This is a genomic window from Pontibacter chitinilyticus (genome assembly GCF_039748935.1).
Classification (GTDB): domain Bacteria; phylum Bacteroidota; class Bacteroidia; order Cytophagales; family Hymenobacteraceae; genus Pontibacter; species Pontibacter chitinilyticus.
On record NZ_JBDIZJ010000008.1, the window covers coordinates 131,622 to 146,461 of the forward strand.

Sequence of the window (14,840 nt, forward strand, 5' to 3'; positions counted from 1 at the left end):
ACAACTAATAAGTACTAAAACAGAAAGGCCATACTTGCAAGTATGGCCTTTCTGTTTTAAAGTATAGGTCAGGCTCTCTTTTTCCGCAGCTCCAGCACCGTTACTTCGGGCCAGATGCCTACCCTGCCCGAAAAGCCAATGAAGCCAAAGCCGCGGTTAACGTACAGCTTGCGGTTATTTTCTTCGGCCAACCCTGCCCAGTTCTTGTATCTGTATTGCACCGGGCTCCACCTAAATAGCGGCGTTTCGACACCCATCTGCATGCCATGCGTATGGCCCGACAGGGTGAGGTGCACGCGTGTCGGATGGTGCTTTACGATCTCTTCGAAGTGCGAGGGGTCGTGCGAGAGCAGGAGCTTAAAGGCATTTTCGTCTACGCCTACCAGGGCTTGGTCCAGGTCACCTTTCTGGATAAAGCCTTTGCCCCAGTTCTCTACCCCAATCAGCGCGATTTTCTCCCCTCCTTTTTCGATGGTGACGTTCTCATTTAGTAGCAAATGGTAGCCCAGCTCCACATGGTGTTGCTTGAGGCGGACCATGTTAGCTTCATGCGCGGCCTCACTGGGCCACTCGTGGTACATGCCATAATCGTGGTTGCCCAATATGGAGAACTGCCCATACGGTGCTTTGATCTGCTTGAAGTTATCAATGTAAGGCACGATCTCCGGGGCCAGGTCGTTGACCAGGTCACCGGTAAAGACAAACAGGTCGGATTGCTGCGCTTTCACCAGCTCAATGCCCCGCTGCACTGCTTCGGTATCATCGAAGCTGCCTGAATGAATGTCAGAGATTTGTGTAATGGTGAAGCCATCGAAGGCTTCGGGCAAGTCATCGAAGTATAACGTATGGCGGTGTACCCGGTAATCATACTTGCCTTTGGTAACGCCATAGAGAAACGAAACGAACGGAATACCTGCCAGCACCAAAGCCAGCTGGCTCACAAATTTCCGCCGCTCCGGCATTAACTCCTGCTGCCCCGTACGCCTGCCCTTCACCAGCCGCTGCAGCAAGCGGAAAGCTGCCACAAGTGCCCGGATGATGTCTTCGGCAAACAGCACCAGTATAAACACCAGCTTAGTGACCAGCAGCGTTACAAAGGCGTTGATCATCCATTGAGCAAAAGGTGTGGCATAGCCAGCACTAAAGCGGGCGTAAATAGCATAGGCAAAGGCTGCCAGAAACACAAACCAGGCAACCCAGTACACTCGCGAAACAGTGCGTCGCTGCCTGGCAGACCAGCTGTTCACTAGCCTCTTCATTCCCTGGTATACATACCAGTCCAGTAAAAGGGAAAAGATCCCGAGCGTAATAATCAGTTTATACATGTTCTTCTTCTATAACTACCACCCTGGCTTTTTTAGTACCAGTTCCGCTTTCCGTTGCCCGCAAGATAAGTATTCAGGCGACTTGCTGAAAACCGGCATTGCCACTCGCTCTAACCCGTATGGCTGCAGGGAGCAATTTTTACTGCCTTATACTTGTGTTGCCCGGCGCGTCCATTTTATCGATCCGCACCCAGTGCATGCCAGCTGCTTCAGCGGCTGCTACACCGGGGGCACCGTCTTCAAACACCAGGCAGGCAGCCGGTGCCACACCCAGTTCTTCTGCAGCCAGCAGGAAAGGGTCAGGATGCGGTTTGCCGCGGGGCGTTTCGCCGGCGCAGACCAGCACTTCTACCAGCGAGGCAATGCCCAGCACCTCCAGCGTTTTTTGAATGTTCTTCCGCGCGCCTCCTGATACCACAGCTATCCGGAAGTTGCCGGCACTGGCTTTCAGGTGCTCCACCACAAAGGCAACTGGCTTCACTTGCTCAATGTACCGGGTGTAGAATAAGTTTGCTTTCTGCGCCTCAAAAGCTAGCGGGTCGAAATGGCTGTTGTAGCGCTTGTTGATTTCGGTGACCACCTCCGGAATAGGCCATCCGGCCAGTTCATCTATAATTGCCGGATCAATTATGATGCCTTCTTTTGCCGCTACTTCCACATATGTATCTTTGTGCGCCTGCATGTTATCGGCCAGCGTGCCGTCGCAGTCGTATAAAAAGGCAGCGAAATGGCCTTGGGTGAGCTTGCTTAATTGGCTATACTTGATATTCTCTGTTTCTGTCATACTTCTTGTTTTCGAGTGGCAAAGATAGCAGGAATACAGCGCCCTGCACAGCCGGTAAGTATAAGCCGTACTTTGATGCCACTGGAGAAGGTAAAATAGCGGAAAAGCAGCACCGCTCCCCACAAGAAATTATCTGTATTATTGTTAGAAACCGTATATTGAACCGGCAAACGTCAGCAGCACAATTAATCAGGCTAACCAGACCACATCATGAGCAAGTTAACTATCCGCAGCCTTGAGGAGCTCGCACAATACGAGGGCAAAGAAATGGGCGTTTCAGAATACCACACCATCACGCAGCAGCAGATCAGCCTGTTTGCCGATGCCACGTTGGACCACCAGTGGATTCACCTCGATGCGGAACGGGCTCAATCAGAATCCCCTTTTAAAGCTACCATTGCCCACGGTTACCTCACTGTATCGCTGCTGCCCTATCTCTGGTCACAAATCGCCTCCATCGAAAACGTGAAAATGCAGGTAAACTATGAGATCGAGAGCCTCCGCTTCAACCAGGCCGTTGTCGTAAACAGCGCCGTACGCCTGCGGGCAAAGCTCCTGTCTGTAAAAGACCTGCGCGGTATTGCCAAAGCCCGGCTGGAAGTTACCCTTGAGATCGAGCACAGCAAAAAGCCAGCTTATACCGGCATCATCACTTTCCTTTATCATTTTAACGGCTAACAACCCGGATATAGGTTGCCTAAGTTAAGCTATCAATACGAACAGCCGTTGCTGGAACTCTCTAAGGCTACTGGTGCAAATGGCTGCTTTGCCATAGTTGTGCCGTTACAGCAAAACAGTTCAGGAAGTCAAGCTCTGGTGCAGTGCCTCCAGTTTGTTGGCAACGGGTGCGATAAAGCTGTCATCTTTCCAGTAATCCGAATGGCTGAAAGGCGTCCAGCCGGTGTTGATTTCCCTGTCTTCCTCCACGATCACATCGTAAGCCGTTGCAAAGCCTTTGCTCAGTGGCTTTAAAGGCCAGCCCAGTACATCGTCGCGGTCGTAATAGTTGAACCACTTGAACAGCGCGTTGGGTTTATGGATCGCTTCGATCCGCTCCAGGCCGGAAACGAAAAGCGGGATGTTGCAGCCGGAGGTAATCATGAGCCGGGCAGTATCCAGCCGCTGAAAGGGCGTGGGCTGCTGCGTTGCCCAGATGCCTTTGCCATGCTGCGCATCCCAGATATAGTTAGAAATGATTTGGCAACCCAGCGAGTGGGCGATGATCACGACTGGCAAATCCTGCCCTCCTAACTCGACCCGCAGGGCATTTAATTGTTGCAGAATGGTGGCTTGTATGCGCCTGTAGGAGCTATCAGTTGCGTCAGGCCGGAACTCCGAGGTAGCGGCATCACTGAGAAAATTCAGCACGAATTTGCGCAGCCACTGCTGGTCCAGCGGGTTGCCGCTCTGCAGCATACGCGCCCATACCTGGTCCTGGTGCGCCTGCAGGTCGCCGTGGTACCAGACAGAGTGAAAGCTCAGGTCAGCAATGGTTTCGTCATCAAGCTTTTGGTAAAGGTTTTTCTGCAGGGTAGCGGCATAATCCGGCTTCTGGTTGCCCATTCCGTGGAGGGTCAGCACCCCAAATTTTTTCGACATAAGGTGGTTATGTGGTAAACAAAAGCTGCTGTATCAGTAGCTTCGCCGGTGCATCTTAACCGGAAAAAGGCGGTAATCGCTTAAGTGGAGGGCATACGCACACCCATTCCAGTGCAGCACGGGCACGTAGCCGCTCTGGCTGGTGCCGTTGTTATCGGGCAGGCGCAGCAGGGCATTGCCTACATACGAGAGCGTACCTTTAGCCAGGCCAAGTCGTGCCGATACCGTGTGCAGAAAAGCATTTTTCTCCTGCTCTGACGATGTATAACTTATCTCCCCCGATAGTACACCGTTGCTCGTCTGCTCCCTTACATAAAAAACTTTCGCAAAGGTATCTACCGAGATCGCTGGCACCACCACCTCCTGCTCCTGCGGGCTGGCGACGGTAGTACCAAAAGGCTCCGGACGAACGGCCCGCTTCACAATATCCGGAATGGAGGGCACCCGCCCGTTGCTGCGGGCAACTTCGGTTTCAATCTTTCGCAGGATGCCTTCCGCTTCTGTTTCTATCCGCTTAAAGATGGTTTCGGACAGAGTTTCGCGCCGCGGAAGCGGGTATACCGGCTGGGCCTTCATTCTCTTTTCCTGTGGTATTTCTTTTACAGGCGGTGGCTCCGGAGCCTGGGCCTCCTGGTGCCGGTGCATGTCAATAATGGCTGTGAAGGTACTGATAAAATGATCGGTATGCTGCAGGTGAAACATCTCCAGTTCATGTACCCGTTGGCGGTCTACAAGGTAAGTATGAATGGCTTTTGTTTTATCGTAAGCCGCTTTTAACTTAGGAGCATGTGGCGTAGCCTTGTAGCGGATATACAGGTTTTGCAGCGTCTTCAGCCGGGCATTGGAATTCCGAATATACGACACATCTTTCACATCCACGCTGGCAGGGCTGCCCGCCACGGTTCTGCTTCCGGTAGATCTGTTCCAGCCAAAGAGGGTACGCACAATATTTCTCATTTAGTAAGTATACGCTTTAAGTGCAGCGTCTCAATTTCAACCTGTATCTTTTCAGAGGTTTTGATCTCCTCTAAATAATTATCCAGGTTGTCGAGGTACAGGTCCAGCAACGCATCCTGCTCAGGCGTGAAGATGTATTGCGGGGGTGATTCTCCTTTTTTACCGGTGTCCGCCATTATTCTGTTTCAATCTGTTTTGACTTACCAAAAGTACCGACAATCTTGCTGTTCAGCTCTTCCTGCACTGTAGCCAGTTCTTTCACCGCTTCAGCGCGCTTGCGCCTTCCTTCTTCCGCTATCTTGATCACGGCATCCAACGTTTCCACCATATCGCGGTTTACTTTCTTGAGCGTTTCTACGTCCACTATACCGCGCTCGTTTTCCTGGGCAGTGGTGATGACGTTGGTCTTGAGGAGCTGCGAGTTTTTCAACAGCATCTCGTTGGTAGTGTCAGTCACTTTCTTCTGAATTTCCAAGGCTTTGCGCTGTTTCTCCAGGCCTAGTGCAATGGCTACTTGCTGCCGCCACACGGGTATAACCGTTACGATGGAGTTCTGTATCTTCTGCGCCAGCACATCGTTGGTGGTCTGCAGCATCCGGATCTGCGGCATAGACTGCGTAGCAATTGTATGCGACAGCGTAAAGTCGTGTACCTTCTTCTCCAGGCGCTCTTTAAAGGCAATCATGTCGCTGAGGCGCTGCACTGCCAATTCGTCCTGGTTGCTGTTGTCCACGTCTGCCTGCAGCTTAGGGATCAGCTCGGTTTCGATCTCCTGGATCTTTAACTTGCCGGCCGCGATCACGGCCCGTATCTCGTAGATATACTCTACAGCCTGGTTAAACATCACCTCCAGGCTGGAGGAATCCTTCATTACGCTCTGCCTGGTCTTCTCCAGCTTCACTACCACATCATCCACGTTCTCAGACACCGTGTTGTACTGGCTGGCGAGTTTTTTCGATTTATCGGCAAACTTTTTTACAAAGGGCAGGCGCGCGAACATACCGGGCTTTTCCGCCTCATCCACCTTAATCATGTTGATCTGGTGCAGCAGTTCATTGATGGCTTCTCCGGCATCACCGGCATCTTTGGCCTTTACCTTTGTGAGCAGCTCGTTGGAGTAATAGCCTAGCTTCCGCTGCGTTTCCACGCCGAAATTGCTGAGAGATTCGGGCTTGCCCGGATCAATTGTTTTAGAGATAGACTCCGCCTTTTGTTGGATCAGCTCTTTATTTTCGGCAATCGTCAGGTCATTTTTTTCCATGTTTTTTAGTCACCAAGCAGGCTTTTTTGTGAGTAGTCTAAAGAGTTGAGGTATTTTTGTGTCTTTTGGTGCCGTTCTGTTGTCTCATACCATTCAATATCGTTCTGCGGCAGGTAATCACCCAGCAGGCCATGCACCTCTTTCAGCAGCGCCTCCCCCTTTCGCGTCCTGAAATCGGGGTTTTTGTAAAAGGCGCTGAGGTACTGCACCTTTACCTGTCCGGCTTGTGTCAGGGCCAGTTCTTTTACCTCCACTACGAGCTCAGAAGAGCGTTGCTCATCGGTCACGATGGTCTTGTAAACGCCTTTCCTACCTTCCTCCAGCACAGCGCGGCATATCTCCTGCGCCTCTTTAAGCGCCCGACGCAAGCGCCGGTTCGGCCGTATACGGTGCCCGTACAAATAGCCCAGCACCGCTGCCACTACAAACGTCCAGAAAATAATCATATGTATTGTTACTTATCAGAAATAGTCTTGTGATCTATCCTATACGCGGAACCGGGCCAATCGGCCGGGCGGTTTCCTGCTTTGGATTACCCTAATATAACGAAATTTCTGCAAAGTCTGATACATTGCGGCGCGCCTCTTCCGGGTTATACCCGCGCATACTTCTTCTACGTGTCCTCCCACTCTTACTCATTAAGTTTCCACAGCGCACCCATTGTTGCCAAACAAACCGCCTGAGGAAACGGGCCATACTTCAAAAGCCGGATCAGAACGTGCCTTGTTTTAGTTGTGGGAAGCGGCGCCTGCTGTTGAAAGGGATTTATACTTAAGCAAAATTTTGGAAGCAACAGGAGAAAAAACTTGTGGGTATGTTTAAGGTTATATGGGTAAGTAAACAATTAGCCGCTGTTAAAGTATAGCTTAGAAAGCCTTTTTCATATGTTTGAAGACGAGGGAAACGCTCCTGCTCCGGAACAGCTTCCCCTCTACCGGAAGGGTAGAGAGATTCTGGAGCTAACCATTAAAATCATAGACCTGGTACCGGAAGAGAATGCTGCACAGACAGCCCTGAAGGAGTTTATGCTGGTAGATGCTGCCCTGCTAACAGCAAAAGTAGCTGGTGCCGAAGCGGCCGATCTCTACGACTTGCGTATGGAAAATGCTGCCCTCATTCGTAAAGCTGCCCGGGACCTGCTCTCGCACTGCACGGGCCTGGAGCTGTTCGGCTTCCGGGAAACACATTACCTGTACCTGATCCGCGAAGCGGTGGAAGCTTACCGCCTCCTGTTCATCGACTGGGTACAAGGCTTTGATCCCTGGAACTCGGTTACCGATAACTGGGGCTTGTTTAACCCGCCCGGCATCAAACCCGGAGAAGCCGACCCCGATGATCTGTAGGTTGGCGGATAGTAAAGCAAAGGGCAGTTTATACTTGTGAGAAGAAAATATTTTGGCTGATCTTATACCATGCACACTATGAACCTGGAGAACTGGGACGCGGAACGTTATCAGGAACTGAACACTTACTTCCGTATTAAGATTGATCACCTGCTGCGCACTGATCCGCATTTGCAGGAACAACTGCAACTGCATAACAACCTACCCCTCCCTGAACTCGTGGCGCAGCTGTCGGAGGAAGACCAAGCCCGCTGGGAAGAGTTCCTGGTGTTGGACCGCCTCAAACTGCAGGCCGATATGTGGAACCACCTGAATGGCACCGGCCCTCGCTATCAGCCCGGCCTGGGCTTCACCAGCCCCGAAGACACCACCTGGTAGCAACCTAACAACGAACTGCTGCCACATTGCCGGCCAAACTTATTAGGCTATACTTGCCTTCTTAAACTTAGCAAGTACCTGAACTTAGCAGGATGCTTTGCTTACCGATGCTGTTCATATACCTGCGCCGGTGCAGCCTGTTGCAGAGCTCTTACTGCTTCTGGCGCAAGCGGTTCCGCCGCTGCAGCATGCAGCGCATCCTGTAGCTGCTCCGCTGTCCGGATGCCGAGCACAGCCGTGGTAACGGCCGGATGCTGCAGCACAAACCGTACAGCTATCGCTGCTTCCGTATACTTGCCTTCCGCCTGCGCTCTCACAGCTTCGGCGGCTTTCGTCACCGCTTCGGCAGTATGGCCCAGGTAAGGCTTTGGTGCTTTGCCCAGCAACAGTCCCTGCGCTACGCTGCCCCGAGCCAGCACCCCAATATTATGCTGCTGCAAGAGGTCCAGCGCGGTTTCCTCCGGTCGGCGATCCAGCAAGCTATACTGCATCATGACACTGGCAATGTTAGAGCGCTCCACATACTCCCGGATCACGTTCGGCCGGATAGAAGAAATGCCGTAGCACCTGATCTTACCCTGCTGTTGCAGTTGCTCAAAGGCTTCAATGGTCTCGTCTATCGGGTCGTTGAGGGTGCCGCCATGCAGCTGGTACAAGTCGAGGTAGTCGGTTTGCAGCCGTCGGAGGCTCTGCTCCACCGCCTTCAGGATGTAAGCTTTAGAAGGATTCCAGTCCCAGCCGCTGCCATCCGGGCGCCACTGGTTGCCTACTTTCGTAGCCAGCACTACGTTGTCCCGTATTCCTTTGAAAGCTTTGCCCACCGTTACCTCGTTTCCGCCTTTGTCGTACAGGTCGGCCGTATCGAAAAACGTAATTCCCTGGTCCAGTGCCTGGTGCAGCAGCTTCGTATCCGCTGCCACATCACCGCCCAGCGACATACAGCCAAAGCTCACTTCACTCACCTGCAGGTCCGTTTCTCCTAGTGTTCTATAGTTCATTGGTATAAAGTTAAAGGTTGTATCCCATAGCTAAAAGTGTCAGGTATACTTACCTAAGATAACGCAAGCACCTGCTCCTGAGATACTGCTAAAGTGTTTATGTCTAGCACTACCATAGCTACCAATATGTAAACCGGCATTTTTACAGTAGCTGGTGGCTATACTTAGTCGACTTAGAAGCATCCTTAGGCTATATCGAAATCACTCAATTATTTTCATACTTAACTACCTGCTGCTCCACAGCTAACGACTTGTAAAAACAAAAGGCCCGACGAATGCCGGGCCTTTGCTGTTGCTAAGAATAAGGTTTAGTTCTTATAGATGCGGATGGTTTTGCTGCCGCTTTGGCTGCTTACTTTCAAGTAGTTCATTCCTGGGTTCAGCTTAACATTTCTAACATCCAGGTCCAGTTTTCCGCCCTTGATCTGGTAAATGTTCCGGTATACTTCTGTACCTAACGAATTATAGAAGGCTACTTCCACATCTCCATCACTGATCGTATCAAACACCAGGTTCAGGTAATCAGAGATCGGGTTCGGGTAAGCCATGAACGAAAGCACTGCTGCTTTCAGGTCAGTAGTTCCGGTGGCCGGTAAAGGCGTTCCCTTACAGTTGATTACATGGCCATCGCCTAAAGTAGCACCGAGACGCAGCAAGGTTGGCACAGCCTCTTCCGAAACGCATAACGTGCCGCCTTTGCCCGGCTTGCCCGATGGGTTGTAGTATACCTGTACTTTAGGATTGCTGGCACTTCCGCAGCTCACATCTGCCACACATACTTGCACCGTACTGGTAGCGGCTACGCCTCGTGTATCGGTCACAGTCAAAGTATAAACCGTCGAAACTTCCGGACATACCTGGATGGTCTGGCCTGACTGGCCCGTACTCCAGGTGTAGGTGTAGCCGGGAACGCCGCCTGTGGCACTAGCCGTAAGCGTAGCGCAGGAAGCGGGAGCATAGCCGTGGTAGACCAGTTGACTGGCACCTGCATCTGCTACCAACGGCTCGGCCAGTTCATAACGGGTCACCACGGGCAGGTGGTCGGAGGTGGTATTCACATAATTACTGATGTAGTTGAACGGGATCACCAGCCTGGCTGAGCCCGGCAGGTAGTTGTCGAACAACTCGTTGCTGATGGTCACATGGTCGATGACATTGTCCTGGGTGATGTAAGACCGGAGACCGGCCTCGCTCAGCGCGGCTGTCACTACTTTAAAGTCGTCTGCCTGCACAAACGTGCTGAACGTAGAAGGTCCACCACCGATCGACTCATCCACATCGTCGTTGTAATCACCCAGCATGATCAGGTTGGCGTTCGGGTAATACTGCTCCAGGGTATCTTTCAGCGCCTGCACGTCGAAGAACTTACGCTGCAAATCGGAGCTGGCGCCACCGGACTTCGCGTGAATGTTGATCAGGTTCAGCCTTTCCGTAATGCCGTTTACCGTCGCATCTACGGTGAGCATGTAAGGCAACCTGCCGCTCGACCAGAAAGAGGACGGGCTGCCGGACGGGTAATTGTCAAGTGGTGTGCTATAGCCGGCGCGGGCCGAATCATACATGGCTTCAAAAAGCACCCGCTCGTCTACCACTTTGATCACATCTGTTTTGTAGAGGAAGCAAACCTTCTGCGGCGGGAAAGCCGGGTCGGGACCATCGAAAGAATAGGAATAGCGCTCAGAGCAGATGCGGGCGTAACCGGGCAGCATGTCGACCAGCTGCTGCAGCAGGTTTTCGTCTGAGATCTCCTGAACAGCGATCACATCTGCATCTACACTGTCGATCAGGCGCCTGGCATTCTGCAACTGCAGCTGCACATCGGCCGGGCCGTAGGAAGCTATCGTAGAGCCAAAGAACTCCATGTTCCAGTTCATCACATCCAACGTAGTTGATTCCGGGATGTCGGAGCCGGCGGCTACGTAGGCCGTAGTGCCGGGCAGATCCGCTATAAAACGTGGCTGCAGTTGCGGCGTGCCTCTAAAGCTGCCTACCACGCCTGTTATGGTTACTTCGCGCTGAGGTTTTACGCGGCCCACCAGGCTCTCCACATCGCCGTCGATGCGCAGCTCTGCTGTCGTCGTGCCGTCTGTTATTTTATAGTTGCTTTCAGGAAACAGCAGGCCCTTGGTATCGGTGAACGTCACGCCCGGAACTGTTACGAGTTCTCCTTCGTGCGCTCCTAACTCCGATAAACTGATTTGAGCCGGCGTAATGGGATTGGTAGCAGCGCCAAAGCGTTGCAGGTCGGTCACGTCGGTTAGCTGCACTTGTTGGTTGAATTGGCCGATGGAGGCAGTAACCTGAATGGAATCACCGATGCTGAAGTTTCCAGGGCCATGCACCTGGTAATCAAACAGCGGAATGCCGCCAGTTGCGTCCTGGAGGTAAGCCGGGCCACCTAACTGGGCTGTAGCGGTTAAGGTTCCGTTAATGATGACCTGCGTGCCTGCCGGCAAAGTCCTGGCAGCTGCAATGCTGACCTGCTGTGGCTCCGGATCGGGATTCGGCTCGGTAGTTCCGCCGCCGAAGCTCTGGCTGGTATTGATCGCGCCATAGGTGTTGGAAGCAGAAGCGCTCCAGGTAAAATCGGCATACATAAAGCCGGTACCCGTCAGCTGCAAAGAAGCATTGAGAGGAGCTGTACTTGCTTCCGCTACTCCCACGTCAGTGCTGGTGAGCCCATCTGCCGGGCCGCCTACCGCAGTAAAGGCCCCTTCGTAACTCAGGAACTGCAACACAGAATCCTGTGCGTTTACCAAGGCAATGCCATCCGGAGCACCGTTTTGCAAGCCTGGCATAAGAAAGAACAAGGTACCATACCCGTTTTGCTGGTTCGGGATAACACCCTGCAAATCAATCGAGCTATAAGGAGCGCCTCCGTTGCCATTATAGGCGACCAAGCGCCAGCCCTGCAGGTCGGCACCTGCGTTGCCAGCCACTTCCACGCCTTCAGCGCTGTCAGTGCCATCGTTATCGTAATGCAGTTCGTTGATAAAAACGATGTCCTGCAACGGTACGAATACCTGGTTGTGATTCGCTGCATCGTAAGTAGCGGTTGCTTCGGGCGCCCAGGTAAAATCGGAATAAGCTGAGCCGGTGCCGGTCAACTGTAACGAATAACCTTCCGGTGTGCCACTTCCCTCCTCTACAGCGATAGCAGTACTCGTCATGCCATTGGCAGGTCCGTCGGTAGCTGTAAAGGTACCTTCATAGCTCAGAAACTGCAGCACCTGGCCCTGCGCATTCACTAAAGCTATACCATCAGGCGCTCCGTTTTGCAGGTTAGGAATAGCAAAAAAGATCGTTCCAAAGCCGGCAGGGCCAGCAGGGATCGTGCCTGATAAAGTCAGCGCACTATAAGCAGCGCCATTGTTGCCATTATAGGGCACCAGTTGCCAGCCTGCCAGGTTGGTACCGGCTAAACCGGCAATCTCTACCCCTTCGCCGCTATCTGTGCCCACATTATCATAGTGCAGCTCGTTGATAAAAGCGACTGTTACGGCTGGTTCGGGCTGTTCAGGGTTCGGATTTGGGTCCGGGTCAGCGCCGCCTCCAGCGCCAAAACTTTGACTTTGGTTAACAGTACCAAAGGTGCTCTGTGCATCCGCAGCCCAGGCAAAATCCATGTAGGCACTGCCGCTGCCAACCAGTTGCAACGAAAAATCTGCAGCACCAAGGCCATCTTCGCTTACTCCGATGTCGGTGCTGGTCAGCCCGTCTGCCGGGCCGCCAACAGCTACCAGCGTCCCTTCGTAGCTCAGGAACTGCACTACAGTTCCTTCGGCATTAACCAGGGCGATGCCATCCGGGGCCCCATTCTGAATACCGTTGGAAGGATAGTTTACTACCGTAAAGCCATGGCCGCCACTCTGGTCGGTCAACACGCCTGCTAGCGCTTTGGTATCATAGGCTTTGCCGTCGTTGCCATTGTAGAGGACCAAGCTCCAGCCGGAAAGATCTGTGCCCGCCGGTCCAGCGAGTTCAATCGCTTCATTGGTATCTGTACTGGCATTATCATAGTGTATTTCATTAATAAATACACTCTGTGCACCAGCGTTGAGCGTAGCCCCCAGGCAGACCACCAGGCATAAAGCTCGAAACACATGTAGAAAATTTATCATAGTATATGATTAAGGTGAAAAAAGAATAGGACAGTAATATAATAATGACATATTACCTGATTGTTATGTTATGGCATTTATTTAAACTGCACCGGCACAAGGCAGCAAATCCCTTCTACATATCCTATTAATACCTATATAGTTGCTATTTTCAGCAGCTTAATATTTAATTTATCAAATATAATATAACCTATATTCTTAAATCCGTTCGAAGCTCCAGAGCTACTTTTTGTTTCAGTTGTAGTGTACCAAAAGAACTGCTTGCTTTTAGAATCCCGGCTATACTATCCCGAATTATGGGATTCACCTCACCATACTCCAGTACATTTTATACTTGCTGGCTATACTTGCTCAACAGCAGAAAAGCGCTGGAAATGATGCTGGAAGTATAAGGTAGCAGGTATAGCACAAGCGGGCTGCGGCAGGAGTAGATTTAAGCACCTATCGCCCTTATGGCCTTATAGTGGAGCGCTGCTTTAGCTTTAGTGAAAGGGAAGTATAAAGTATAAGATACGGTGACAGCTTAACGGCCAGTCTGACGTTCGTTTTTGCTGCGGCGAGCGCCTGTGGGGAAATGTGGTACCAGCTTTCGAAACTTTTTCGCCGGTTAGCGTTTATAACTTCAGGTGCCGCAGCGTGGAAGGTAAATATATAGCTGATTTAATGATTAAACGGAGTACCTCGTTTCATTTTACTACATTTTTACATAATTTCGCTTCCACAGAGACACATCAACGGACATAAACTAAAATATACACATGTCAGACTTCGCTGAAATTATATTAGATGGTAAATCCTATAAGTATCCTATTGTTGTAGGTACAGAAGATGAAAAAGCTATTGATATTTCCTCCCTTCGCGCTGATAGCGGATACATTACGTTAGACGCCGGATATAAAAATACGGGTGCCACCAAAAGTGCGATCACCTTTCTGGATGGTGAAAAAGGAATTCTCCGTTACCGGGGATATCCAATTGAGCAGCTGGCTGAAAAGTCCAGCTTTGTGGAGGTGGCCTACCTACTCATCTATGGCTCATTGCCAACCCAGCAGGAGCTGAATGATTTCAGCAACCGGATCAAGGTGCATACCCTTGTGAACGAAGACATGCGTAAAATCCTGGATGGCTTTCCGTCTGCTGCGCATCCGATGGGCATTCTGTCGTCTATGATTGGCGCTCTGACTGCTTTCTATCCCGAGTCGCTCGACCCGAACCAGACCAAAGAAGAAGTAGACCTGTCCATTGTCCGTTTGATGGCTAAGATCTCTACCATTGCAGCCTGGTCTTACAAGAACTCTGTTGGGCACCCGGTTAATTACCCGAAGAACAACCTGGATTACTGCTCTAACTTCCTGCAGATGATGTTCGCGTTCCCGACCGAATCTTACGAAGTAAACCCGGTGGTAGTAGATACGCTGAACAAGCTGTTGATATTGCATGCTGACCACGAGCAGAACTGCTCTACTTCTACAGTGCGCCTGGTTGGTTCTGCGAACGCCAGCCTGTACTCATCGGTTTCTGCCGGCATTAGCGCCCTTTGGGGCCCGCTACATGGCGGTGCCAACCAGGCCGTGATCGAGATGCTGGAGGCGATTAAAGCGGATGGCGGCGATTCCAGAAAATTCATTGACAAAGCAAAAGACAAAGACGATCCGTTCCGTTTGATGGGATTCGGCCACCGGGTGTATAAAAACTTTGACCCGCGTGCCAAGATCATCAAAAAAGCAGCTGATGACGTGCTCTCAGCACTGGGAATACAGGACCCGATTCTCAACATTGCCAAAGAACTGGAAGAAGCAGCCCTGACCGATCAATATTTCGTTGACCGCAAGTTGTACCCGAACGTGGATTTTTACTCCGGTATTATTTACCGTGCGCTGGGTATTCCAACGGATATGTTTACCGTGATGTTTGCTATGGGCCGCCTGCCCGGCTGGATTGCCCAGTGGAAAGAGATGCGCGAAAACAAAGAGCCAATCGGCCGTCCGCGTCAGGTGTATACCGGCGAGCAGGAGCGTAATTATGTGCCGGTAGAGAATAGATAATTTACCTTGACAAGTATAAATAACAAAGG

At 51.5% G+C, this 14,840-nt stretch carries 13 protein-coding genes; 4 read left to right on the forward strand and 9 right to left on the reverse strand.

The features are described from left to right. Positions 1-68 precede the first annotated feature (68 nt). Both ABDW72_RS13415 and ABDW72_RS13420 read right to left on the reverse strand, forming a co-directional pair. The gene (locus ABDW72_RS13415) at positions 69-1,325 is read right to left on the reverse strand and encodes a metallophosphoesterase (protein ID WP_347159082.1); all 1,257 of its coding nucleotides are present in this window, start codon (positions 1,323-1,325) and stop codon (positions 69-71) included. Between the two features lie 139 nt (positions 1,326-1,464). After that, positions 1,465-2,109 carry an HAD family hydrolase gene (locus tag ABDW72_RS13420; RefSeq protein ID WP_347159083.1) on the reverse strand — a complete coding sequence of 215 codons (645 nt, stop codon included), beginning with the start codon at positions 2,107-2,109 and terminating at the stop codon, positions 1,465-1,467. 210 nt (positions 2,110-2,319) lie between these two features. On the opposite strand from ABDW72_RS13420, the gene ABDW72_RS13425 reads away from it, so the two are divergent. Continuing rightward, the gene (locus ABDW72_RS13425; RefSeq protein WP_347159084.1) at positions 2,320-2,787 is read left to right on the forward strand and encodes a MaoC family dehydratase; all 468 of its coding nucleotides are present in this window, start codon (positions 2,320-2,322) and stop codon (positions 2,785-2,787) included. Positions 2,788-2,907: 120 nt separating this feature from the next. Here ABDW72_RS13425 and ABDW72_RS13430 read toward each other — a convergent pair whose 3' ends face one another. Genes ABDW72_RS13430 through ABDW72_RS13450 form a run of 5 tightly spaced genes read right to left on the reverse strand, consistent with a single transcriptional unit; the run spans position 2,908 to position 6,372 of the window. Next, the gene (locus ABDW72_RS13430) at positions 2,908-3,708 is read right to left on the reverse strand and encodes an RBBP9/YdeN family alpha/beta hydrolase (protein WP_347159085.1); all 801 of its coding nucleotides are present in this window, start codon (positions 3,706-3,708) and stop codon (positions 2,908-2,910) included. Between the two features lie 33 nt (positions 3,709-3,741). After that, positions 3,742-4,665, reverse strand: coding sequence for a hypothetical protein (locus ABDW72_RS13435; protein WP_347159086.1), 924 nt, complete (start codon positions 4,663-4,665; stop codon positions 3,742-3,744). Further along, positions 4,662-4,841: a hypothetical protein gene (locus ABDW72_RS13440; RefSeq protein WP_347159087.1), complete on the reverse strand. Its 180-nt coding sequence runs from the start codon at positions 4,839-4,841 to the stop codon at positions 4,662-4,664. The genes ABDW72_RS13435 and ABDW72_RS13440 overlap by 4 nt, the downstream gene beginning before the upstream one ends. After that, positions 4,841-5,926 carry a toxic anion resistance protein gene (locus ABDW72_RS13445; protein ID WP_347159088.1) on the reverse strand — a complete coding sequence of 362 codons (1,086 nt, stop codon included), beginning with the start codon at positions 5,924-5,926 and terminating at the stop codon, positions 4,841-4,843. The genes ABDW72_RS13440 and ABDW72_RS13445 overlap by 1 nt, the downstream gene beginning before the upstream one ends. A gap of 5 nt (positions 5,927-5,931) precedes the next feature. Then, entirely contained in the window at positions 5,932-6,372 is a 441-nt protein-coding gene (locus tag ABDW72_RS13450; RefSeq protein ID WP_347159089.1) for a hypothetical protein, read from the reverse strand. A gap of 438 nt (positions 6,373-6,810) precedes the next feature. Between ABDW72_RS13450 and ABDW72_RS13455 the strand changes: the two genes are divergently transcribed. Beyond that, positions 6,811-7,269: a hypothetical protein gene (locus tag ABDW72_RS13455; RefSeq protein WP_347159090.1), complete on the forward strand. Its 459-nt coding sequence runs from the start codon at positions 6,811-6,813 to the stop codon at positions 7,267-7,269. A gap of 78 nt (positions 7,270-7,347) precedes the next feature. Beyond that, positions 7,348-7,647, forward strand: coding sequence for a hypothetical protein (locus tag ABDW72_RS13460; protein WP_347159091.1), 300 nt, complete (start codon positions 7,348-7,350; stop codon positions 7,645-7,647). Between the two features lie 101 nt (positions 7,648-7,748). Here the strand turns inward: ABDW72_RS13460 and ABDW72_RS13465 are convergent, their stop codons facing one another. Both ABDW72_RS13465 and ABDW72_RS13470 read right to left on the reverse strand, forming a co-directional pair. Continuing rightward, positions 7,749-8,645 (reverse strand): aldo/keto reductase, encoded by an 897-nt coding sequence (locus ABDW72_RS13465; RefSeq protein WP_347159092.1) that lies wholly within the window; start codon positions 8,643-8,645, stop codon positions 7,749-7,751. Positions 8,646-8,953: 308 nt separating this feature from the next. Next, complete coding sequence (locus ABDW72_RS13470) at positions 8,954-12,766, reverse strand: endonuclease/exonuclease/phosphatase family protein (RefSeq protein ID WP_347159093.1); 3,813 nt, start codon at positions 12,764-12,766, stop codon at positions 8,954-8,956. A gap of 758 nt (positions 12,767-13,524) precedes the next feature. Between ABDW72_RS13470 and ABDW72_RS13475 the strand changes: the two genes are divergently transcribed. After that, a complete protein-coding gene (locus ABDW72_RS13475; RefSeq protein ID WP_347159094.1) occupies positions 13,525-14,811 on the forward strand; it encodes a citrate synthase in 1,287 nt (428 codons plus the stop codon). The last annotated feature ends 29 nt before the right edge of the window (positions 14,812-14,840 follow it).